Source organism: Pseudomonas monteilii NBRC 103158 = DSM 14164, assembly GCF_000730605.1.
Taxonomy (GTDB): Bacteria; Pseudomonadota; Gammaproteobacteria; order Pseudomonadales; family Pseudomonadaceae; genus Aquipseudomonas; species Aquipseudomonas monteilii.
Genome location: NZ_BBIS01000025.1, coordinates 113428 through 134788, shown reverse-complemented (window position 1 = coordinate 134788; position 21361 = coordinate 113428). Strand labels below are relative to the sequence as shown.

The 21361-nt window shown below is 63.1% G+C and carries 22 protein-coding genes and 1 pseudogene; 15 read left to right on the top strand and 8 right to left on the bottom strand.

Annotation, left to right across the window (positions count from 1 at the left end; all coding sequences use genetic code 11):
- Window positions 1-207 precede the first annotated feature (207 nt).
- The 15 genes and pseudogenes from paaF to paaZ all read left to right on the top strand — a co-directional run bounded on the left by paaF (window position 208) and on the right by paaZ (window position 15643).
- Window positions 208-981, top strand: a complete 774-nt coding sequence (paaF, locus tag PM2_RS14705) for a 2,3-dehydroadipyl-CoA hydratase PaaF (RefSeq protein WP_028699208.1) — start codon at window positions 208-210, stop codon at window positions 979-981.
- 33 nt (window positions 982-1014) lie between these two features.
- A complete protein-coding gene (gene paaG / locus PM2_RS14700) occupies window positions 1015-1806 on the top strand; it encodes a 2-(1,2-epoxy-1,2-dihydrophenyl)acetyl-CoA isomerase PaaG (protein ID WP_016715212.1) in 792 nt (263 codons plus the stop codon).
- Between the two features lie 2 nt (window positions 1807-1808).
- On the top strand, window positions 1809-3326 hold the full coding sequence (gene paaH / locus PM2_RS14695) for a 3-hydroxyacyl-CoA dehydrogenase PaaH (protein WP_028699207.1): 1518 nt from the start codon (window positions 1809-1811) through the stop codon (window positions 3324-3326).
- Complete coding sequence (gene paaI, locus PM2_RS14690; protein ID WP_028699206.1) at window positions 3319-3759, top strand: hydroxyphenylacetyl-CoA thioesterase PaaI; 441 nt, start codon at window positions 3319-3321, stop codon at window positions 3757-3759. The genes paaH and paaI overlap by 8 nt, the downstream gene beginning before the upstream one ends.
- On the top strand, window positions 3752-4972 hold the full coding sequence (pcaF, locus tag PM2_RS14685) for a 3-oxoadipyl-CoA thiolase (protein WP_028699205.1): 1221 nt from the start codon (window positions 3752-3754) through the stop codon (window positions 4970-4972). The genes paaI and pcaF overlap by 8 nt, the downstream gene beginning before the upstream one ends.
- Before the next feature lie 121 nt (window positions 4973-5093).
- Window positions 5094-6413: a phenylacetate--CoA ligase PaaK gene (gene paaK / locus PM2_RS14680; protein ID WP_028699204.1), complete on the top strand. Its 1320-nt coding sequence runs from the start codon at window positions 5094-5096 to the stop codon at window positions 6411-6413.
- 215 nt (window positions 6414-6628) lie between these two features.
- Window positions 6629-7618, top strand: coding sequence for a 1,2-phenylacetyl-CoA epoxidase subunit PaaA (gene paaA / locus PM2_RS14675; RefSeq protein ID WP_025754119.1), 990 nt, complete (start codon window positions 6629-6631; stop codon window positions 7616-7618).
- 25 nt (window positions 7619-7643) lie between these two features.
- A complete protein-coding gene (paaB, locus tag PM2_RS14670; RefSeq protein WP_004374528.1) occupies window positions 7644-7925 on the top strand; it encodes a 1,2-phenylacetyl-CoA epoxidase subunit PaaB in 282 nt (93 codons plus the stop codon).
- An 8-nt stretch (window positions 7926-7933) separates the two neighbouring features.
- Window positions 7934-8692 carry a 1,2-phenylacetyl-CoA epoxidase subunit PaaC gene (gene paaC / locus PM2_RS14665; RefSeq protein WP_028699203.1) on the top strand — a complete coding sequence of 253 codons (759 nt, stop codon included), beginning with the start codon at window positions 7934-7936 and terminating at the stop codon, window positions 8690-8692.
- On the top strand, window positions 8679-9212 hold the full coding sequence (paaD, locus tag PM2_RS14660) for a 1,2-phenylacetyl-CoA epoxidase subunit PaaD (protein ID WP_028699202.1): 534 nt from the start codon (window positions 8679-8681) through the stop codon (window positions 9210-9212). Before paaC ends, paaD begins: the two co-directional genes overlap by 14 nt.
- Before the next feature lie 15 nt (window positions 9213-9227).
- The gene (gene paaE, locus PM2_RS14655; protein ID WP_028699201.1) at window positions 9228-10304 is read left to right on the top strand and encodes a 1,2-phenylacetyl-CoA epoxidase subunit PaaE; all 1077 of its coding nucleotides are present in this window, start codon (window positions 9228-9230) and stop codon (window positions 10302-10304) included.
- A 107-nt stretch (window positions 10305-10411) separates the two neighbouring features.
- Entirely contained in the window at window positions 10412-10720 is a 309-nt protein-coding gene (locus PM2_RS14650; RefSeq protein WP_016715221.1) for a DUF485 domain-containing protein, read from the top strand.
- A pseudogene (locus PM2_RS14645) lies at window positions 10711-12279 on the top strand (cation acetate symporter); the annotation flags it as partial. The gene PM2_RS14650 and the pseudogene PM2_RS14645, both read left to right, overlap by 10 nt.
- A gap of 39 nt (window positions 12280-12318) precedes the next feature.
- Window positions 12319-13551 (top strand): OprD family porin, encoded by a 1233-nt coding sequence (locus tag PM2_RS14640; RefSeq protein WP_016715223.1) that lies wholly within the window; start codon window positions 12319-12321, stop codon window positions 13549-13551.
- Between the two features lie 37 nt (window positions 13552-13588).
- Entirely contained in the window at window positions 13589-15643 is a 2055-nt protein-coding gene (paaZ, locus tag PM2_RS14635) for a phenylacetic acid degradation bifunctional protein PaaZ (RefSeq protein ID WP_028699200.1), read from the top strand.
- Between the two features lie 66 nt (window positions 15644-15709).
- Here the strand turns inward: paaZ and PM2_RS14630 are convergent, their stop codons facing one another.
- The 8 genes from PM2_RS14630 to PM2_RS14595 all read right to left on the bottom strand — a co-directional run bounded on the left by PM2_RS14630 (window position 15710) and on the right by PM2_RS14595 (window position 21348).
- Entirely contained in the window at window positions 15710-15979 is a 270-nt protein-coding gene (locus PM2_RS14630; RefSeq protein WP_016715225.1) for a DUF6555 family protein, read from the bottom strand.
- A gap of 115 nt (window positions 15980-16094) precedes the next feature.
- Window positions 16095-16304 carry a con-10 family general stress protein gene (locus tag PM2_RS14625; RefSeq protein ID WP_016715226.1) on the bottom strand — a complete coding sequence of 70 codons (210 nt, stop codon included), beginning with the start codon at window positions 16302-16304 and terminating at the stop codon, window positions 16095-16097.
- 166 nt (window positions 16305-16470) lie between these two features.
- Complete coding sequence (locus tag PM2_RS14620; protein WP_016715227.1) at window positions 16471-17022, bottom strand: ATP-dependent Clp protease proteolytic subunit; 552 nt, start codon at window positions 17020-17022, stop codon at window positions 16471-16473.
- 142 nt (window positions 17023-17164) lie between these two features.
- Window positions 17165-17752, bottom strand: a complete 588-nt coding sequence (locus PM2_RS14615) for a phosphorylase family protein (RefSeq protein WP_016715228.1) — start codon at window positions 17750-17752, stop codon at window positions 17165-17167.
- 117 nt (window positions 17753-17869) lie between these two features.
- Complete coding sequence (locus PM2_RS14610) at window positions 17870-18052, bottom strand: con-10 family general stress protein (RefSeq protein ID WP_016715229.1); 183 nt, start codon at window positions 18050-18052, stop codon at window positions 17870-17872.
- Between the two features lie 147 nt (window positions 18053-18199).
- Window positions 18200-19483, bottom strand: a complete 1284-nt coding sequence (locus PM2_RS14605) for an NTP/NDP exchange transporter (RefSeq protein ID WP_028699199.1) — start codon at window positions 19481-19483, stop codon at window positions 18200-18202.
- A 4-nt stretch (window positions 19484-19487) separates the two neighbouring features.
- Complete coding sequence (locus PM2_RS14600) at window positions 19488-20396, bottom strand: aldo/keto reductase (protein WP_028699198.1); 909 nt, start codon at window positions 20394-20396, stop codon at window positions 19488-19490.
- A gap of 88 nt (window positions 20397-20484) precedes the next feature.
- On the bottom strand, window positions 20485-21348 hold the full coding sequence (locus PM2_RS14595) for a Dyp-type peroxidase (protein ID WP_028699197.1): 864 nt from the start codon (window positions 21346-21348) through the stop codon (window positions 20485-20487).
- Window positions 21349-21361: the final 13 nt, after the last annotated feature.

The following is a 21361-nucleotide window of genomic DNA, read 5'->3' as shown; positions in this document are numbered from 1 at the left end:
TTTAATCGAAAGCTCATCGATGCCTGTTTTTGAGGCTTAAAATCGCATAAAGAGATACGCAATTGAATTTTTAACATTGCGTAGTGGTATCGCGTGGTGCATATACTGGCTGCACTTGGTCGTGACCCAGCATCACGCCTTGCAAAAAACAAATCCAAGAAATGCCGGCGCCACGATGTGCCGTGCGTGTAGCCAGAGGAACCCGACATGCCGCGATATCTCGATGTGCAGGCGCCCGAACTTGGCGTTCAGCTCATCACCTTGCAACGGCCTGAGGCCCTGAATGCCTTGTGTACCGAGCTACTGGCAGAGCTGGCTGCGGCCTTGAAGCTTGCCGAGGGCGACGAGCAGATACGCGCCGTAGTGATTACTGGCAGCCCCAAGGCATTTGCCGCAGGTGCCGACATCCGTGAGATGGCCGAGCGCGATCTGGTCGGCATTCTCAACGACCCTCGTGTAGCCCATTGGCAAGCGATCGCTGCATTCGCCAAGCCGCTGATTGCCGCCGTGAACGGCTATGCACTGGGTGGCGGTTGCGAGCTGGTGATGTGTGCCGACATCGTCATTGCCGGTACCGACGCCCGTTTCGGTCAGCCGGAAATCAACCTCGGCATCATCCCCGGCGCCGGCGGCACCCAGCGCCTGTTGCGCGCCGTCGGCAAGCCGTTGGCCATGCAGATGGTGTTGACAGGTGAAGCGATCTCCGCCCGCCACGCCCTGCAGGCCGGCCTGGTCAGCGAAACCACTCAACCCGAACTCACCGTGGAACGCGCCCTGCAGGTTGCCCGCAGCATTGCCGCCAAGGCGCCCCTGGCTGTGCGTCTGGGCAAGGAGGCGTTACTGAAAGCCGGCGACACCGACCTGGCCAGCGGCCTGCGTTTCGAACGGCATGCGTTCACCCTGCTTGCCGGTACCGCCGACCGCGATGAAGGCATCCGAGCATTCCAGGAAAAGCGCCAGGCCCGCTTCCAGGGCCGCTGACCATTTTCCCTCGACTGACGGAGCGAGTCTGTCATGACTTTCCAGCACATCCTGTTTTCCATCGAGGACGGCGTCGCCCTCCTCTCGCTTAACCGCCCCGAGCAACTGAACAGCTTCAACACCGCCATGCACCTGGAAGTGCGCGAGGCACTCAAGCAAGTACGCCAGAGCAGTGACGCGCGGGTGCTGCTGCTGACCGGCGAAGGCCGTGGCTTCTGCGCCGGCCAGGACCTGTCCGACCGCAACGTTGCCCCAGGTGCCGAAATGCCAGACCTTGGCGAGTCCATCGACAGGTTTTACAACCCGCTGGTGCGCACACTGCGCGACCTGCCGCTGCCGGTGATCTGTGCGGTCAACGGCGTGGCCGCTGGCGCCGGTGCCAACATACCGCTGGCCTGCGACCTGGTACTGGCTGCCCGCTCTGCAAGCTTCATTCAGGCGTTCTGCAAGATCGGCCTGGTGCCGGACTCGGGTGGTACCTGGCTGCTGCCGCGCCTGGTCGGCATGGCACGGGCCAAGGCCCTGGCCATGCTGGGCGACCGCCTTGGCGCCGAACAGGCCCAGCAGTGGGGGCTGATCCATCGCGTAGTGGACGATGCCGCGCTGCGTGACGAGGCCCTCACCCTCGCCCGCCAGCTTGCCACCCAGCCCACTTACGGTCTGGCCCTGATCAAGCGCGGCCTCAATGCCAGCTTCGACAATGGCTTCGATGAGCAGCTGGAGCTGGAACGTGATCTGCAGCGCCTAGCCGGGCGCAGCGAAGACTACCGCGAAGGCGTGAGCGCCTTCATGAACAAGCGCACGCCAGATTTCAAGGGGTGCTGAACATGAGTCCACTCGCAAGCGATGTGCAGGTGGCGGTGATCGGTGCGGGTGCCATGGGGGCCGGCATCGCCCAGGTCGCGGCCCAGGCCGGTCACCCGGTGAAAATGTACGACAACCGCCCAGGGGCTGCTGCCCAGGCTGTGGCCGGTATTGATCGGCAACTCACCCGGCTAGTGGAAAAAGGCAAGTTGCAGGCAGCCGAACACGAAATGATCCGCCTGCGGCTAAGCCCGGTCGACACCCTTGAAGCATTGGCTGATGCCGGCTTGGTGATCGAAGCCATTGTCGAGAACCTGCAGGTCAAGCAGACGCTATTGCGTCAGATCGAAGCCCTGTGCGCCGACGATTGCATACTGGCCAGCAACACCTCGTCGTTGTCCATCACCAGCTTGGCCGCCGGCCTTGCACGCCCGCAACAGGTCGTTGGCATGCACTTCTTCAACCCGGCGCCGCTGATGGCATTAGTCGAAGTGGTGTCGGGCCTGGCAACCGAACCGGCAGTGGCCTCTTGCATCTACGCTACCGCCCAGGCCTGGGGTAAACAGCCAGTGCACACGCGCTCGACACCGGGCTTTATCGTCAACCGTGTGGCGCGGCCTTTCTATGCCGAAAGCCTGCGCCTGTTGCAGGAAGGTGCCGCCGACTGCGCCAGCCTCGATGCACTGTTACGCGATGCGGGTGGTTTCCGGATGGGGGCGTTCGAACTCACCGACCTGATAGGCCACGACGTCAACTACGCCGTCACCTGCTCGGTGTTCGATGCGTTCTATGGAGATTTCCGCTTCCAGCCTTCGTTGGTGCAAAAAGAGCTGGTGGATGCCGGACGCCTTGGCCGCAAGACTGGCCAAGGCTTTTATAGCTATGCCGAAGGCGCCGAACGGCCAACACCTGCTGAACTGTGCAGCCTCACCAGCGCCGAAGCCTGCGTCATCGAGGGGCACCTGGGTGTAATGCAGCCACTGGTAGAGCGCCTGAGCCTCAACGGCATCGCTGTCACCCGGCGTGCAGGTAGCGGTGTGATCCTGGTCGGCGATGCCACCCTGGCACTGTCCGATGGCCGCCTCGCCAGCCAGCGCGCCCGTGAAGACGGCCTGCGCAACCTGGTGCTGCTCGACCTCGCACTGGACTACAGCACGGCCACGCGAATAGCCATCAGTTGGTCGGCGGACATCACCGAAAACGCACGCGACCACGCCGTGGCCCTGCTGCAGCGCGCCGGGCTCAAGGTCACGGCGGTCGCCGACCTGCCCGGCCTGGTGGTACTGCGCACCGTGGCAATGATTGCAAACGAAGCCGCCGATGCCGTGCTGCAAGGTGTCGGCAGCGCCGCCGACATCGACTTGGCCATGCGCGCCGGCGTCAATTACCCCTGCGGCCCGCTGGCTTGGGCCGGGAATATAGGTATTGCCCACACCCTGCGCGTGCTCGACAACCTGCAGCGCAGCTACGGCGAGAGCCGTTACCGCCCTTCCCTGTTGTTACGCCGCTGCGAAGCCACAGGAGGCACCCTGCATGACTGAAGTGGAACTGGCACACGCCTGTGCCGACGCCATGTACGCCCGCGACCAAGCCACCCAGAGCCTGGGTATTACCCTGCTGGATGCCGGCCCAGGCAGGGCCAGCCTGCGCATGCCGGTTCGTGCCGACATGATCCAGGGTCATGGCACCTGCCATGGCGGCTTCCTGTTCGCGCTGGCCGACTCGGCATTTGCCTTCGCCTGTAACAGCTACGATGAGGCCACCGTGGCGCTGGGCTGCAGCATCGACTACCTGGCCCCGGCGTTGCGCGATGACGTGCTCTGCGCCCACGCCAGCGAGGTCAGCCGCAAGGGCCGCACCGGCCTGTACGACGTACGCATCGATAACCAGCGCGGTGAGCTGGTGGCGATGTTCCATGGCAAATCCTACAAAGTGCGCGGCTCCGTGCTGGCGCAGGAGACGCAAGATGAATGAACACACTCTGCCCGATGCCTTGATCATCGACGCCGTGCGCACCCCTATTGGCCGCTACGCCGGCGCCTTGAGCGGCGTGCGAGCCGATGACCTCGCTGCAATCCCGCTCAAGGCGTTGATCCAGCGTCACCCCGAACTGGACTGGAAAGCCGTCGATGACGTCATGCTCGGCTGTGCCAACCAGGCCGGTGAAGACAACCGCAACGTGGCGCACATGGCCAGCCTGTTGGCCGGGCTGCCACTCGAAGTGCCTGGGACCACCATCAACCGCCTGTGCGGTTCCGGCCTGGATGCCATCGGCAATGCAGCCCGCGCCCTGCGCTGTGGTGAAGCTGGGCTGATGCTGGCGGGTGGCGTGGAATCAATGTCCCGTGCGCCATTTGTGATGGGCAAGTCAGAGCAGGCATTCGGTCGTGCCGCCGAGCTGTTCGACACCACCATCGGCTGGCGTTTCGTCAACCCGCTCATGAAAGCCGCCTACGGTACCGATTCGATGCCGGAAACGGCCGAGAATGTGGCGCAACAGTTCGGTATTTCGCGCACCGACCAGGATGCATTCGCCCTGCGTAGCCAGCACAAGGCAGCGCTGGCTCAGGCCCGCGGCCGCCTGGCCCGGGAAATCGTGCCGGTCGAAATCCCGCAGCGCAAAGGCCCGCCCAAAGTGATCGAGCACGACGAGCACCCACGCGCCGATACCACGCTCGAGCAACTGGCCCGGCTTGGGACGCCTTTCCGTGAAGGCGGCAGCGTAACAGCGGGCAACGCCTCCGGGGTCAATGACGGTGCCTGCGCCCTGCTGCTGGCCAGTAGCGCGGCTGCCCGCCAACACGGCCTCAAGGCGCGCGGCCGTATCGTCGGCATGGCCGTGGCCGGGGTCGAGCCCCGGCTGATGGGCATCGGCCCGGTACCCGCAACCCGCAAGGTGCTGGAATTGACGGGTTTGTCGCTGGCCGACCTCGACGTCATCGAGCTTAACGAGGCCTTTGCGGCCCAGGGCCTGGCGGTGTTGCGCGAACTGGGCCTGGCCGATGACGACCCGAGGGTGAACCGCAACGGCGGTGCCATTGCCCTGGGTCACCCACTGGGCATGAGCGGTGCACGCCTGGTAACCACTGCCTTGCATGAGCTGGAAGAAACCGCCGGCCGCTACGCCCTGTGCACCATGTGCATCGGCGTTGGCCAGGGCATTGCGATGGTCATTGAGCGCCTCTGAGCGGATCAGACCATCTGCCTGTTACCCAACCGAACGCAGCCATATATGCTGCGCTCATGACACTCACCGCGCGGCCTGCAACCGGTACTGCGCGGCGTACAAGAACAATTCGAGTGAAGCCATGAACATGTACCATGATGCCGATCGTGCCCTGCTGGACCCGATGGAAACCGCCAGCGTCGATGCCCTGCGTCAGCACCAGCTGGAGCGGCTGCGCTGGAGCCTGCAGCACGCCTACGACAATGTGCCGCTGTACCGCAAGCGCTTTGCCGAATGCGGCGCCCACCCCGACGACCTCAAAAGCCTTGAAGACCTGGCAAAGTTCCCCTTCACCGGCAAGAACGACCTGCGTGACAACTACCCCTACGGAATGTTTGCCGTGCCTCAGGAAGAGGTGGTGCGCCTGCACGCCTCAAGCGGCACTACAGGCAAGCCGACAGTGGTTGGCTATACGCAGAATGACATCGACACCTGGGCCAATGTGGTCGCCCGCTCGATCCGCGCGGCCGGAGGGCGTAAAGGTGACAAGGTGCACGTTTCTTACGGCTATGGGCTTTTCACGGGCGGCCTTGGCGCGCATTACGGCGCCGAGCGCCTGGGCTGTACGGTAATCCCGATGTCCGGCGGCCAGACCGAGAAGCAGGTGCAGCTGATTCGCGACTTCCAGCCTGACATCATCATGGTCACCCCCTCCTACATGCTCAACCTGGCTGACGAGATCGAGCGCCAGGGCATCGACCCGCACGACCTCAAGCTGCGGCTGGGCATTTTCGGTGCTGAACCCTGGACCGACGAGCTGCGCCGCTCGATCGAAGGGCGACTGGGCATCAATGCCCTCGACATCTATGGCCTGTCGGAAATCATGGGCCCTGGGGTGGCGATGGAGTGCATCGAAACCAAGGACGGCCCGACCATCTGGGAAGACCACTTCTACCCCGAGATCATCGACCCGGCCACCGGCGCGGTGCTGCCAGACGGTCAGCTCGGCGAGCTGGTGTTCACCTCGCTGAGCAAAGAGGCGTTGCCGATGGTGCGCTACCGCACCCGCGACCTCACCCGCCTGCTACCAGGCACCGCTCGCCCTATGCGGCGGATCGGCAAGATTACCGGTCGCAGCGACGACATGCTGATCATTCGCGGGGTCAACGTGTTCCCGACCCAAATCGAGGAGCAGGTACTTAAAATAAAACAACTATCAGAGCTTTATGAGATTCATCTGTATCGTAATGGAAACCTGGACAGTGTCGAGGTGCACGTGGAGTTGCGCGGGGAGTGCCAGCACCTCGATGAAGGCCAGCGCAAGCAGGTGGTCGGTGAGCTGAGCAAGCAGATCAAGACCTACATTGGCATCAGCACCCAGGTGCACCTGCAGCCTTGTGGCACGCTTAAGCGCTCAGAGGGGAAGGCCTGCCACGTATTTGATAAACGGTTGGCCAGCTGATTCATTCGGCTGCCTTTTCGGCCCCGGCTCAGTCCGGGGCTTTTTTTTGCGTGTTGCACGCCCTGACAGGGGCTGCGCGATCCCTGTGGGGGCGGGTTTGCCCGCGAAGAGGCCTGAAAGCGATACACAAATCTTATTTGATACACAAGAAACAGTTTGACGTTATGTTTTGTATCGCTTACAAATGACTCATGCCTTAGCAGGAGTCGCAGCACATGTACGCACAGCTAGTGGAAACCGGAGTCAAGCGCGTCAAGTCGCTGGAAGAGATGTCGCCCGAGGAGCGCAACTTCCAGGAAAAGATCGACGCTGAAATCAAGATCGAAGCCAAGAACTGGATGCCCGAGGCCTACCGCCAGACCTTGATCCGGCAGATCTCCCAGCACGCCCATTCGGAAATCGTCGGCATGTTGCCCGAAGGCAACTGGGTCACCCGCGCCCCCAGCCTCAAGCGCAAGCTGCAACTGATGGCCAAGATCCAGGACGAAGCCGGCCACGGCCTCTACCTGTACAGCGCCATGGAAACCCTGGGCGCCGATCGCGACGAAGAAATCGCCAAGCTGCACAGCGGCAAGGCCAAGTATTCGAGCATCTTCAACTACCCCACGCTCAGCTGGGCCGACATGGGTGCCGTGGGCTGGCTGGTGGATGGCGCCGCCATCGTCAACCAGGTGGTCTTGCAGCGCACCTCCTACGGCCCCTACTCCCGTGCGATGATCCGTATCTGCAAGGAAGAAAGCTTCCATCAGCGCCAGGGCTACGAAATCCTCCTGACCATGATGCGCCACGGTACACAGGCCCAGCGCGACATGGTGCAGGACGCCATCAACCGCCTGTGGTGGCCCTCGCTGATGATGTTCGGCCCCAGCGACGAACATTCCCCCAACAGCGCCCAGTCCATGGCCTGGAAAATCAAGCGTCAGACCAACGATGAGCTGCGCCAGCGCTTCATCGACCAGACCGTGCCGCAGCTCGAACTGCTCGGCTGCACTGCCCCCGACCCCGAGCTGAAGTGGAACGCCGAACGCGGTCACTACGACTTTGGCGAAATCCAGTGGGACGAGTTCTACGAAGTGATCAAGGGCAATGGCCCGTGCAACCAGGAACGTGTCGCCACCCGGCGCAAGGCCATCGAGGACGGTGCCTGGGTACGCGAGGCCGCCGTGGCCTACGCGCGCAAGCAACAGAACAAGAACGCCGCCTGAGCGGCGATTGATGCGGAGATCGAAAATGTCTGTCTGGACCCTCTACGAAGTGTTCGTGCGCAGCAAGCACGGCCTTAACCACAAGCACGTCGGCAGCGTCCACGCCGCCGATGCCGCCATGGCCATCGAGAACGCCCGCGAGCTGTACACCCGCCGCAGCGAAGGCGTCAGCCTGTGGGTGGTGCCCTCGGCGCTGATCACCGCGTCGTCCCCCGACGAGAAAGACCCGCTGTTCGCCCCTTCGGACGACAAGGTCTACCGCCATGCCAGCTTCTACGAACTGCCCGACGAAGTCGGACACATGTGAGGTTGGCCATGCACAACGAAGCCCTTATCCCCTACCTGCTGTTGCTTGGCGACAGTGCCCTGGTACAAGGCCAGCGCCTTTGCGAGTGGTGTGGCCATGCCCCGGCCATCGAAGAAGAACTGGCCCTGATGAACGTCGGCCTCGATCTGGTAGGCCAAGCGCGCAATTGGCTGGAGTACGCCGCCGAGCTGCTGGATGACGGCCGCGACGCCGATGCCCTGGCCTTCCGCCGTGACGAGCGAGCCTACCGCAACCTGCTGCTGGTCGAGCAACCTAACGGCGATTACGCCGTGACCATGACCAAGCAGTTCCTCTACGACGCCTGGCACTTCGCCGTGCTGCAGGGGTTAGCTGGCTCCAGCGATGAACGTATCGCCGGTATCGCCGCCAAGGCATTGAAAGAAGTCACGTACCACCTGCGCCGTTCCAGTGAGTGGGTACAGCGCTTGGGCGGCGGCACGCCAGAGAGCCGCCAGCGCATGCTTGCCGCCATTGCGGCACTGTGGCGTTTCACGGTCGAGCTGACGGCTGGCAGCGACAATGAAGGACAGCTCGCCAAAGCGGGTATCGCTGCCGACCCCGGTGCCGTGGGTGCTGCCTGGCTCAAGCAGGTGAGCGAAACCTTCGCCTCGGTCGAACTGCCGCTGCCAAAGGCTGCCAGCCACTTCTACCTGGACGGTCGCAAAGGCTTGCACACCGAGCACCTGGGCCTGCTGCTGGCCGAAATGCAGTTCCTGCCAAGGGCCTACCCCGATGCAACCTGGTGAGCTGATTGCCAGCGACCGTGGTGCGCGGGCGCTGCAAGGTGACGACCTGGCCCGGGCATGGGCGGTGCTTGGCCAGGTCATGGACCCGGAAGTGCCCGTGGTCAGCGTGGTCGACCTGGGGATCGTTCGCGACCTCGACTGGCGCGCCGGCCACCTGCACCTGGTGGTTACCCCGACCTACTCCGGTTGCCCGGCCACCGAGGTGATCGAAGGTGATATCCGCCAGGCGCTGGAGCAGGCCGGTTTTGCCGCGCCAGACCTTGAACGCCGGCTGACCCCGGCATGGAGCACTGACTGGATCAGCGAACTGGGCCGCGAGCGCCTGCGGGCTTATGGCATCGCGCCGCCTCAAGGCAGCGCCAGCAAGCGCAGCCTGCTCGGCGAAGTGCCCCAAGTGTGCTGCCCACAATGCGGCAGCGCCCATACCGAATTGCTCAGCCAGTTCGGCTCCACCGCGTGCAAGGCGCTGTACCGCTGCCGCGAGTGCCTGGAGCCGTTCGACTATTTCAAATGCATTTGAGCCGTGGAGAACGCCATGAGCCAGTTTCACAGCCTGACCATCAAGCAAGTGCGCAACGAGACCCGTGACGCGGTATCGATTGCCTTCGACGTGCCCGAGCACTTGCAAGCGCAGTTCCGTTTCACCCAGGGGCAGTACCTGGTCGTGCGTACCCAGCTGGACAACGAAGAAGTGCGCCGTTCCTACTCCATCTGCAGCGCCGTCCAGGACGGTGAGCTGCGCGTGGCCGTAAAGCGCGTGCCCGGCGGGCGTTTCTCGGCGTTTGCCAATGATAGGCTCAAAGCTGGCCAGCAACTGGACGTGATGCCGCCATCGGGCAGCTTCTTCGTACCGCTGGACCCTGCCCGCCAGGGTAATTACCTGGGCGTGGCCGCCGGCAGCGGCATAACCCCCATCCTGTCGATCATTGGCACCACCCTGGCCAGCGAGCCACACAGCCGCTTCACCTTGCTGTACGGCAACCGCTCCAGCTCTGGCGCGCTGTTCCGCGACAAGCTCGAAGACCTGAAAAACCGGTACCTCGACCGCCTGAACCTGATTTTCGTATTCAGCCGCGAGCAGCAGGATGTCGACCTGTACAACGGTCGCATCGACGCTGACAAGTGCGGCCAGCTGTTTTCGCGCTGGCTGGACGTTCCAGGCCTGGACGCGGCCTTCATCTGCGGCCCCCAGGCGATGACCGAGACCGTACGCGACAGCTTGCAGGCCAACGGCCTGGGCAAGGAGCGCATCCATTTCGAGCTGTTCGCCGCTGCCGGGAATGAAGCACGACGCGAAGCCCGCGAAGCCGCGCGCCAGGTGGACGCGGCGCTCAGCCACATCACCGTGATCAGCGACGGACGCGCGCTCACCTTCGACTTGCCACGCAACACCCAGAACGTGCTGGACGCCGGCAATGCCATCGGCGCCGAGCTGCCCTACTCCTGCAAGGCCGGCGTGTGCTCTACCTGCAAGTGCCGGGTGATCGAAGGCGAAGTGGAAATGGACAGCAACCACGCACTGGAAGACTACGAAGTGGCGGCCGGGTATGTGCTGTCGTGCCAGACCTACCCGGTGAGCGACAAAGTGGTCCTCGATTTCGACCAACTCTGAGACCGAGTCGCCTGCTTCGCGGGCGCGCCCGCGAAGAGGCCATCAGCGACACCGCAACACTCGCGTGACCTCAACAAAACAATTACAACACCAAGAGATCGCTTGCCATGACACCCGAACGAATAGAAAGCATCGCCAAGCACCCCGACTTCCAGCACCTGGTACGGCGCAAACGCCGCCTCAACGGCAGCCTGACCCTGGCCATGCTGGTGATCTACTACGGCTTCGTCCTGCTGGTTGCGTTCTCGCCCAGCACCCTCGGCCAGTCCCTCAGCGGCGGCGTGACCACCGTGGGCATGCTGGTAGGTGTGCTGATGGTGCTGCTGTCCTTCGCCCTGACCGGCATCTACGTGCACCGCGCCAACAATGTGCTCGACCCGCTCAACGACAAGGTCAAGCAGGAGTGCGCACAATGAACTGGACTGCCATCTCGATGTTCATGGTGTTCGTCTGCTTCACCCTGCTGGTCACGCGCTGGGCTGCCCTGCGCACCCGCTCGGCCAGCGACTTCTATACCGCCGGCGGGGGGCTGACCGGCATGCAGAACGGCCTGGCGATCGCCGGCGACATGATCAGTGCCGCTTCCTTCCTGGGCATCTCGGCCATGATGTTCATGAACGGCTACGACGGCCTGCTGTATGCCCTTGGCGTGCTGGCCGGCTGGCCGATCATCCTGTTCCTGATCGCCGAGCGCCTGCGTAACCTGGGCAAGTACACGTTCGCCGACGTGGTCAGCTACCGCCTGGCACAAACGCCGGTGCGCCTCACATCGGCATTCGGCACCTTGGTCGTCGCATTGATGTATCTGGTCGCGCAGATGGTCGGCGCCGGCAAGCTGATCGAGCTGCTGTTCGGCATCAGCTACCTGTACGCGGTCATGCTGGTCGGTGTGTTGATGGTTGCCTACGTCACCTTCGGCGGTATGCTCGCCACCACCTGGGTGCAGATCATCAAGGCAGTCATGCTGCTTTCGGGCACCAGCTTCATGGCCTTCATGGTGCTCAAGCATTTCGGCTTCAGCACCGAAGCCATGTTCGCCAGCGCCGTGGCCGTGCATGCCAAGGGGCAGGCAATCATGGCCCCGGGTGGCTTGCTGTCCAACCCGATTGATGCCATTTCCCTTGGCTTGGGCATGATGTTCGGCACCGCTGGCCTGCCGCATATCCTGATGCGCTTCTTCACCGTGAGCGACGCCAAGGAAGCACGCAAGAGCGTGTTCTATGCCACCGGCTTCATCGGCTACTTCTACCTGCTGCTGATCGTCATTGGCTTTGGCGCCATCGTCATGGTTGGCACCGAGCCGTCCTACCGCGATGCCACCGGCGCCATCATCGGCGGCGGCAACATGGTCGCCGTGCATCTGGCCCAGGCCGTGGGCGGCAACCTATTCCTTGGTTTCATCTCTGCCGTGGCCTTCGCCACCATCCTGGCCGTGGTTGCCGGCCTGGCGCTGTCTGGCGCATCGGCCGTGTCCCACGATCTGTACGCCTGCGTGTTCCGTCAAGGCAAGGCCACCGAGCAGGAAGAAATGCGTGTGTCGCGTATCGCCACCCTGCTGATAGGCCTGCTGGCGGTCATCCTCGGCCTGCTGTTCGAGTCGCAGAACATCGCCTTCCTCTCCGGCCTGGTACTGGCAGTGGCTGCCTCGGTCAATTTCCCGGTGCTGCTGCTCTCGATGTTCTGGAAGGGGCTGACCACCCGTGGCGCGGTATGCGGCAGCATGGCTGGCCTGGTTACGGCAGTGCTGCTGGTGGTGCTTGGCCCGGCGGTGTGGGTCAACGTGCTGCACAACGAAAAAGCATTGTTCCCTTACAGCAACCCGGCGCTGTTCTCCATGAGCCTGGCGTTCCTCAGCGCCTGGGTGTTCTCGGTCACCGACAGCTCTGAGCGTGCCACTGAAGAGCGCGGCCGCTACCTGGCCCAGTTCATCCGCTCCATGACCGGTATCGGCGCCGCCGGCGCCAGCAAGCACTGACTTCAAGGACGAACAATCATGTCGGGTAAAACAACAACAATGAACCGCACGCACTTCATGTCAGCTGCCTGGCTGGCCACCCTCGCATTGCCATTGCCAGCGATGGCAGACTTCATCAGCGACAGCCACGCACGGCTGGAGCTGCGTAACCACTACATCAACCGCGACTTCCGCCAAAACAATGCCCCGCAGGCCAAGGCCGAGGAATGGGGCCAGGGCTTTACCGCCAAGCTTGAGTCGGGCTTCACCGAAGGCCCGGTCGGTTTTGGCGTCGATGCCATGGGCCAGCTGGGTATCAAGCTCGACTCCAGTCGCGACCGCCGCAACACCGGCTTGCTGCCCTTTGGACCAAACAGCCATGAACCGGTCGATGACTACAGCGAACTGGGCCTGACCGGCAAGGTGCGCGTGTCCAAAAGCACATTGCGCCTGGGCACGCTGCAACCCATCTTGCCGGTGGTGGTCTACAACGACACCCGCCTGCTGGCGTCCACCTTCCAGGGTGGCCTGTTGACCAGCCAGGACCTTGATGGCTTCACCTTCAACGCCGGCCGCCTGACCAAGGCCAACCTGCGCGATTCCTCGGGCCGGGACGACATCGGCTATGGCGCTGCTACCAGCGACCACCTGGACTTCGGCGGTGGCAGCTATGCCATCACCCCGCAAACCAGCGTCAGCTACTACTACGCCAAACTCGAAGACATCTACCGCCAGCAGTTCGTGGGCCTGATCGATACCCGTCCGTTGAGCGAAGGTGTGAGCCTGCGCAGCGACCTGCGCTACTTCGACAGCCGCAACGATGGCGCCGAGCGTGCCGGCAACATCGACAACCGCAACTTCAACGCCATGTTCACGCTCGGCGTACGGGCGCACAAGTTCACCGCCACCTGGCAGCAGATGTCCGGCGACAGCGCCTTCCCGTTCGTCAACGGCGGCGACCCGTTCACGGTCAACCTGGTCACCTACAACACCTTCACCCGTGCCGGGCTGGACTCATGGCAAGTGCGCTATGACTACGACTTTGTGGCGATGGGCATCCCCGGCCTGAGTTTCATGACCCGCTACACCGACGGCCGCCACGCCGAAACCGCCACCGTCAGCAATGGCCGCGAGCGCGAACGCGACACCGACATCACCTACGTCATCCAGAGTGGCCCGTTCAAAGACGTGAGCCTGCGCTGGCGCAATGTCACTTTCCGTTCCGGCAATGGCCTGACCAATGCTGTGGACGAGAACCGTTTGATCATCGGCTACACCCTGGCGCTGTGGTAACAGCGCGCCCCTACATTTGAACAGCATGGAGAACAGCATGTCTGCCGCCCCTACCCTGCAAAGCTTCATTGCCGGCCGTTGGCTGGGCCAGCATGGCGCTCAGGCCCTGCGCAGTGCCCTCGACGGCCACGTGCTTGCCTACAGCCATGAAGAGCGCCCGGACTTCGCCGAAGCCGTGGACTACGCACGAGCCCGTGGCCTTGCCAGCTTGATGGCCATGGACTTCCAGCAGCGCGCCCAGCGCCTCAAAGCCCTGGCCTTGTACCTGGCCGAACGCAAGGAACAGCTTTACGCCTTGTCGCACCACAGCGGCGCTACCCGTGCCGACAGCTGGATCGACATCGAGGGTGGTAACGCCACGTTGTTCTCGTACGCGGGCATTGGCAGCCGTGAGTTGCCGTCGGGTAACCTGGTGCACGAAGGCCCTGCCATTGCGCTGGGCAAACAAGGCCATTTCGCCGGCAGCCACATCCTGGTGCCGCGTGCAGGCGTTGCGGTGCACATCAACGCGTTCAACTTCCCCATCTGGGGCATGCTGGAAAAATTCGCGCCGACCTTCCTGGCCGGCATGCCTTGTATCGTCAAGCCTGCGACCTCCACCAGCTACCTGACCGAAGCCGTGGTGCGCCTGATGAACGCCTCCGGCTTGCTGCCGGAAGGTAGCCTGCAATTGGTGATCGGCAGCACAGGCGACTTGCTCGACCGCCTGCAAGGTCAGGATGTCGTGACCTTCACCGGCTCCGCCGATACCGCTGCCAAATTGCGCGTCACGCCGAACCTGATACGTAATTCGGTACCTTTCACCGCAGAGGCGGATTCGCTGAACTGTGCCATCCTCGGACCGGACGTAAGCCCGGACAGCGAAGAGTTCGATCTGTATATCAAGGAGGTGGTGCGTGAAATGACCACCAAGGCCGGGCAGAAATGCACGGCCATCCGCCGGGCCATTGTGCCGGCCAGGCACATCGATGCCGTTGCCACACGCTTGCGCGAGCGCCTGAGCAAAGTCGTGGTTGGCGACCCCGCGCTGGAAGGCGTGCGCATGGGTGCCCTGGCCTCCCACGACCAGCAGCACGACGTGGCCGAGCGGGTACGCAGCCTGCTGCAAAGCTGTGACCAGCTGTTCGGCGCCAGCGATGGCTTTGCCCCGCGCGGCGAGGGTGTGGCTGAAGGGGCGTTCTTCGCCCCGACCCTGCTGCAAGCCCGCGACCCGCACGCCGAAGGCGGCGCTCACGACATCGAAGCGTTCGGCCCGGTCAGCACGCTGATGGCCTACGATGACCTTGACGAAGCCTTGGCGCTGGCCGCGCGGGGCAAAGGCAGCCTGGTGGCAACCCTGGTCACCGCCGACCGTAGCGTGGCTGCCAAGGCCATTCCGGTGGCGGCTGCCTGGCATGGCCGCCTGCTGGTGCTCGACAGCGAGGCCGCGAAGGAGTCCACCGGCCATGGCTCGCCACTGCCGCAACTCAAGCACGGCGGCCCTGGCCGGGCCGGTGGTGGTGAAGAGCTGGGTGGCCTGCGTGCGGTCAAGCACTACCTGCAGCGTGCCGCTGTCCAGGGTTCGCCGAGCATGCTCACGGCAGTCACCGGCGAATACGTGCGCGGTGGCGAAGTGATCGAAACCGAAGTGCACCCGTTCCGCCGCTACTTCCAGCAGCTGCGCATTGGCGAGTCGCTGCTGACCCACCGCCGCACGGTGACCGAAGCCGACCTGGTCAACTTCGGCTGCCTGTCGGGTGACCACTTCTACATGCATTTCGACGAAATCGCAGCCAAGGAATCGCAGTTTGGCAAGCGCATTGCCCATGGCTACTTCGTGCTGTCGGCGGCAGCCGGCCTGTTCGTGTCGCCGGGTGCCGGGCCGGTGTTGGCAAACTATGGCCTGGATACCCTGCGTTTCATCAACCCGGTGGGCATTGGCGACACCATCCAGGCGCGTTTGACCTGCAAGCGCAAAATCGACCAAGGCAAGACCAGCCCGTTGGGCCAGCCGCAGGGTGTGGTGGCGTGGGATGTAGAAGTCACTAACCAACTGGGGGAGCTGGTGGCCAGCTATGACATCCTGACCTTGGTGTTGAAGCAGCCGGAGTGATGGTTTGACCTCGCCGGCCACTTCACGGGTTCAACCGCGAAGTGGCCGGCAGCTTCAGGTGTGGCATCAACGCATTGCCGCCGGATCCACCGCCGACTGGTTCGGCTTGCTCCCCGAAATTCGCCAGGTCACTTCGGTAATCCCGTAGCGCTCGGCCATGGGCCGGCTGATCTTCCGGATTTTTTCGCGCCCGAACTTGGGAATGATGCCGATGCCCGCATCGCAACTTGCCCAATGCCAGGCCTCGGCATTGTCCAACCGCTCCAGACGAATGATGAAACTGCGCGGCTGGCCATGCAGTTGGTAATCGATGATGTACAGTTGTGGGCTAGGCATCGCAGGGGGCCTCCTCTTCTCCATGGATGACAACCTGATTGATCCGGGCATGGCCAGATAATTCAAAAAAATGTCGAACAATTAGAACCCTTAACCCTACGGTGGGGATGTTCAGTCACTGGCTGCGGCTGCGCCCGTGGCTATTTTGCCCCCCTTTGCGGCCCGCTTCCGATGCCCGTTGGCGGTCATTGGCAAAATTGCCGCCAGAAGCCTGCCCTCCCTTTTGCCCGGCGCGGGAGGCGCGCTCCCTGTCGTTGGCGAAGTTGCCTGGGTTGGTTTCCTTGGTGCCACCACGTTGGCCGGTTTGCGCTTGATCCTGTGCCATGTCATTACTCCTTGCGAGGAATTGGCGGGTTGCATGGCCAGTACCATGCCCTAATTCCGAGCCGCCAATTGCAAGGTCTGCTCAATCGTTTTGCCCGCAGGTGACGAGCGGCACGAAACTGTTACGGGCAAAATGTTTGCGCGGCAAAGCTGCCGGCCTTTGACCGTCAAGCGTGAACACTCCACTGAACCGCATCCACGTCGATCGGCATTTCATCAATGGCATGGATCATCCCGTTCTCCAGCGCCTCCCGTGGCCCCAATATGCGCGGATAGGCCATCAGATACCGCGGCACATCCAGTACCTCAGCGGCGCCTTTGGTGCGTTCGGCGACGATCTGCGCATACAAGCGCAAATCGTAATCCAGACTCATGGCGTACTCGGCCATCCGTGAATGGTCCACCGAGCCATGCAAGGTCCAATGAAACGGGTGGAACAGGAACTTGCTGTAACTGCATGCCGTACGCCGCTCCCCGGCCAGGAACAGAATATTACCCATGGACTCCACCGTGCCCAGGTTGTGCGTCTGCACCTGGATCGGTAACGCCCGCAGGAAGTTGTACAGGGTAAACCCGTAGCTGCACTCGCCCCCCATGGTGGCGATGTTCAGTTGCAGTACCTCGGCCCCCTGCTGCAACGCCCGTGAACAGGTATTGACCAGGTTGCCGCAGGTTGACGAGTTGATAGGCCCGGTGAAATGGATGATATGTCGTGCCATGTTTGCCTCCAGGGTTGGCAGGTCATTCCTTGGACTTGGCGTGTATGCGGTGGAAACGTCAACCGCCGCAAAGTTCAACCCGACCTCACCCTGTTGGCGCAACGCCATGCAGAGGCCGTCTGGCCTGGCGTTACGACACAGGTTACACGTGGCTGAACAACACCCGCTTGAACGCTTCGGCCGCCAAGTGAACCTGCACCGCCCAGTCATCCGCTGCATCGCTGCCGGCATCGTCGGAAATGTACTTGAGGCAAACAAAAGGTATGTTTTCGTCGCGTGCGATCAATGCCAGCACATAGGCTTCCATGTCGACCACGTCATAGGGCGCATCGCCATGGTTGATCTCGAAGTTGTCGCCACTGCCACAGGTTTCCTGTGCCAGCCCGGGGATAGCGGTGCCGTGCTCCAGTACCACCGGTATGTCCGACAGCGGCGTTTCATACCGGGCAAAGCCCAATGGCGTCACATCCATGTCGCGTTGCACGAAGCGGCTACAACACACCACCTCGCCCTTGCCATGGCGCTGGCTGCCCGCCGAGCCCAGGTTCACGATCAGCTTCGGGCGGTGCGCCGCAATGGCTTTGGTCAGGGCGATGGCAGCATTCACCTTGCCAATACCCGTGAACACGGTGCGCACCTCGGTGAATACATCGCCCGCCTCGGCCTCGAGGGCGAAGACGAATAGCGTGTCATCCAGGGAAATGTCAGGGAATTGCTTGATCAGCATCATGGAGCAGATGATTCCGGGTGGCTGCAAAGGGCGCCGCCATTGTCGGCCAACCCTGGCTAATTGCAAACCCCCGGTTCATTGCAGTGCCAGGTCGCCCCGGCACTGCCATCAGGTCACTTACGAGCGGCCGCCCTTACGGCCCGACTCGCTATCGTGGGGCATGTTGCCGCCCGAAGACTGGCCGCCCTTGCGTCCGGCTTCGGAGGCCTTTTCACGATCGTTGGCGAAGTTGCCCGGGTTCTTGCTACCACCCTGGCTGCCTTGTTGATTGCCGGTGCGGCTGTTTTCTTTGTTGGCCATGGTCTTGAAACCTCGTATGACTTAGGTGTGCACGGCACGTTGCCGTACACAGGTTGTGAGTACGGCTCCCTCGGGGGATTCGGTTTATTGCGAGGGGTTCGGACCGGTGGCGTTAAATAAGCGACAACGCCATATTTGGGGCGCCTGTCAGTCGTGCGGCGGGCTATCCAGGCGAGCTTGTCGGCGGCCCAGCCAGCCACCGGTCACTGCCCAGCCCAAGGCAATCAATGCGCCGATGAGCATCGCCAGTTGCGGGTGCTCGCCCATCACGTCCAGTGCCCGCTTGACCCAGCCGCTCAAGGCATCGCCACCTCGGTAGACCACCGTGTCGATGAAGTTCTTGGCCTTGTACTTGTCCTCGGCCGGCAGTACCGTGAACAGCATTTCCCGCCCAGGCCGCACCAGTGCATATTCGCCAGCTCGGCGCACCACCATGACCCCCACGAACACGGCGAACACCGGGGCCAGCGCCAGCCACACAAAGCCCACAGCCATCACCAGCGGCACCGCTACCAGCAACACCCCCACGCCCAACCGACGCGCCAGGCGGCCCGTGAGGAATACCTGAGTAAGGATGGCCAATGCCTGCACGACGGTGTCGATCAGGCCGAACACCTGGGTTTGCCGGGTGCGATCGGCAAAGGTTTCGCTGACGATGCGTGCCTGCTCGAAATACAAGAAGGTGCTGACGCTGGCCAGCAACACGACGAACAGCGCGATCCCCAGCAGATACGGCGAGCACAGTACGGCGGTGGCACCGGCAAACGGGTTGCCGCCCAAAGGTCGCGATCCCGAGCGTTGGGCTTGTGCCGGCAGAGGTTGGCGTGCTCGCCAGCGTTGCAGGAACAGGGCCGCGCTACTGCTGCCCAGCAGCAATACCGCCGCCAGCACCAGCAGCCCGGCATGGCCCAGCGGCGCCACCAGCAAGGTGCCCAGCAGGGGGCCACTTAGCCCGCCCAGGCTAGCCCCAGCTGCCAGCAGGCCGAACAAACGCTTGCCCTGGGCCGTGGAAAACAGATCAGCAAGCACGCTCCAGGCCAGGGATATGGTCAGCAGGTTGAATACCGACAGCCAGATGTAGAAGGCCCGGGCCGCCCACACGTCGTCAGGGGCAACTGCGAACAGGGCGGCGAACAGCAGCAGGTTGCTGGCAAAGAAGCCATAGGTCCACGGCAGGATGAGCCTGCGTTGCACCCTGGACGCCAGCCAGCCGAACAGCGGCAGGCACGCCAGGGTGGCAATGAAAGTGCCGGTGAACAGCCATTGCAGGCTGTCCACCCCACCGGCAATACCCATGGTTTCGCGCACCGGGCGCAGCATGAAGTAACCGGTGAACAGCAGGTAGAACAGCAGCAAGCCGGCGATGACCGCCGGCCCCTCGCCGGGCTCGATGTTCAGCCCTTGATCGAGCCGCCGCCGCCACGCTTGCATGGTGTCAGGCAAACTGCTTGATCAGCGCCTGTTGCTGCGCCTGACTAAGCAGGGGTTCACGCCCGGCCTTCAGCTGGTCGAGCTGGCGTTCGGGCCGGCCGGTGGCGGGGATGACCGTGGTCACCGCCGGATGGCTGATGGCAAACTTCAGAAACAGCTGCGCCCAGCTGCCGATGCCTGCTTCTGCGGCCCAGCCGGGCAACGCCTGGTCCTTGACCCGCGCAAACAGGCGGCCATCGTCGAAAGCACGGTTGATCAGCACCGCAACACCTTTGTCCTGGCAAAGCGGCAGCAGTGCGTGGGCTGCGTCGGGGGCGTTGACCGAGTAGTTGATCTGGATGAAGTCCAGCGGCTCGCTGCGCACGATGCGGGCGACTTCGTCCTGGCCACTGTTCAGGTAATGGGTGATGCCGACGTAACGGGCCTTGCCCTGCTGCTTCAGCTCACGGGCGTAGGGCAGCTGGGTCCGCCACTCACGCAAATTGTGAATTTGCAGCAAGTCGACTTTGTCGGTACGCAGGCTCTTCAGGCTGCCGGCCCACTGTGCTTCGGCCTCGGCCCGGCTGTTGGCAGCGATCTTGGTGGCTATGAAGCACTGCCGGTGCCAGCCACCCTCCTCAAGCAACTGGCCGAGTATGCTGTCGGCGCCACCATAATTGGGCGACGTATCGATCACCCGGCCACCGCCTTCGAAAAAGGCCTTGAGCACGATTTTCAGCTGCTCGTACTGAGCCGAGCCAGCGTCCACTTCGAAGCTGCCCGAGGTACCGGCACCGATCACCGGCAACGCCTCACCTGTGGACGGCACTTTACGGGTCAGCAGGCCGGCCGGGCTGGCGGCATGCAGCCAAGGGGCCGCCGCCAGCAAGCTCAAGGCGGCACTGGCGCGTAGGACATCACGACGTGCGTACATGGAAAGCTCCCGTCATGAATCGGAAACTTTCAAGGCTAGTCGCTCTGCTCCGCGCCAGCGGGTGTTTCTGTATCTGGATGTTTAGTGATCAGGCCTGCAGCAGCTGGCCCATGTCGACCCCCGCGTCACCCATCGGCGGGCACCAGTAATAGCCACCGGTGAGTGGCCGGCTGAAGCGGTACAGGCCATCGATGATGCCGTCCTCCAGGCCGCTCATCCGCCGCAGTTGCACCTCGAATGCATCGAAGCTGTGGCCCAGGGCGACAAAGGCCAGGCCGGCACCGCGCTGGTCGGCCCAGGCCACCGAGCGACGCACCATGAACGCTTCGGGTTCGAAGCTTTCCTGGGCGGTGCGCTTGACGTGTGCGGACTCGGGCGCGTCGTCGAGCTCTTCATTGTCGCTCAGGCGACGGCCGATAATGTTGTCCTGGTCGGCCTGGGGCAGCGACTTGAAGTATTCCAGGTCGTGCTTCCACAGTTGGAACGCGGCAAAGCTGGAACCGTCGCTGGCAATGGCCGCTTGCACCGCATCTTCGTCCACCGGGTTTTCGGTGCCGTCTTCGTAGCCTGTCAGGTCATGACCGCCACGGTGCAGGAAGCCTTCAACGCTGTCCGCCAGGCGCAGGGCCGGTGCCAGCACCTGTTCCAGGGCGCGGGCGCGCAGCAGAAGGTCGCCGCGCTCGTTCCCGCGCAACCACAGCCACAGGGCGTGCTGAGTGCTCGGGTTTTCAACGGCGGCATCCAGCAGCGGGAAGGCGCGCAGGCCGGGCACTTCGCGGCCCAGGGCCTTGGCCAGCGGGGCGCCGACACCGAGCAGCAGCTGTTCGCCATCGACCTGCGGCAGCAAGGCATCGAGCGCAGCTGGCAACGCCTCGGGTGACTGCAGGGTGAAGAACAGGTGACGGGCGTGGGCCGGCACAGGGTTGGCAAGCAGACCTTGCTGGAACGGCATGACAGGCTAATCC

Coding starts and splice junctions, on each gene's coding strand:
- PM2_RS14640 (WP_016715223.1), top strand. CDS start 12,319: ATGAACCGCACGCACTTCATGTCAGCTGCCTGGCTGGCCACCCTCGCA.
- PM2_RS14610 (WP_016715229.1), bottom strand. CDS start 18,052: ATGGCCAACAAAGAAAACAGCCGCACCGGCAATCAACAAGGCAGCCAG.
- paaK (WP_028699204.1), top strand. CDS start 5,094: ATGAACATGTACCATGATGCCGATCGTGCCCTGCTGGACCCGATGGAA.
- PM2_RS14630 (WP_016715225.1), bottom strand. CDS start 15,979: ATGCCTAGCCCACAACTGTACATCATCGATTACCAACTGCATGGCCAG.
- PM2_RS14615 (WP_016715228.1), bottom strand. CDS start 17,752: ATGATGCTGATCAAGCAATTCCCTGACATTTCCCTGGATGACACGCTA.
- paaG (WP_016715212.1), top strand. CDS start 1,015: ATGACTTTCCAGCACATCCTGTTTTCCATCGAGGACGGCGTCGCCCTC.
- paaF (WP_028699208.1), top strand. CDS start 208: ATGCCGCGATATCTCGATGTGCAGGCGCCCGAACTTGGCGTTCAGCTC.
- PM2_RS14595 (WP_028699197.1), bottom strand. CDS start 21,348: ATGCCGTTCCAGCAAGGTCTGCTTGCCAACCCTGTGCCGGCCCACGCC.
- paaC (WP_028699203.1), top strand. CDS start 7,934: ATGCACAACGAAGCCCTTATCCCCTACCTGCTGTTGCTTGGCGACAGT.
- paaA (WP_025754119.1), top strand. CDS start 6,629: ATGTACGCACAGCTAGTGGAAACCGGAGTCAAGCGCGTCAAGTCGCTG.
- paaH (WP_028699207.1), top strand. CDS start 1,809: ATGAGTCCACTCGCAAGCGATGTGCAGGTGGCGGTGATCGGTGCGGGT.
- PM2_RS14650 (WP_016715221.1), top strand. CDS start 10,412: ATGACACCCGAACGAATAGAAAGCATCGCCAAGCACCCCGACTTCCAG.
- paaE (WP_028699201.1), top strand. CDS start 9,228: ATGAGCCAGTTTCACAGCCTGACCATCAAGCAAGTGCGCAACGAGACC.
- paaD (WP_028699202.1), top strand. CDS start 8,679: ATGCAACCTGGTGAGCTGATTGCCAGCGACCGTGGTGCGCGGGCGCTG.
- paaZ (WP_028699200.1), top strand. CDS start 13,589: ATGTCTGCCGCCCCTACCCTGCAAAGCTTCATTGCCGGCCGTTGGCTG.
- pcaF (WP_028699205.1), top strand. CDS start 3,752: ATGAATGAACACACTCTGCCCGATGCCTTGATCATCGACGCCGTGCGC.
- paaI (WP_028699206.1), top strand. CDS start 3,319: ATGACTGAAGTGGAACTGGCACACGCCTGTGCCGACGCCATGTACGCC.
- PM2_RS14620 (WP_016715227.1), bottom strand. CDS start 17,022: ATGGCACGACATATCATCCATTTCACCGGGCCTATCAACTCGTCAACC.
- PM2_RS14605 (WP_028699199.1), bottom strand. CDS start 19,483: ATGCAAGCGTGGCGGCGGCGGCTCGATCAAGGGCTGAACATCGAGCCC.
- PM2_RS14625 (WP_016715226.1), bottom strand. CDS start 16,304: ATGGCACAGGATCAAGCGCAAACCGGCCAACGTGGTGGCACCAAGGAA.
- paaB (WP_004374528.1), top strand. CDS start 7,644: ATGTCTGTCTGGACCCTCTACGAAGTGTTCGTGCGCAGCAAGCACGGC.
- PM2_RS14600 (WP_028699198.1), bottom strand. CDS start 20,396: ATGTACGCACGTCGTGATGTCCTACGCGCCAGTGCCGCCTTGAGCTTG.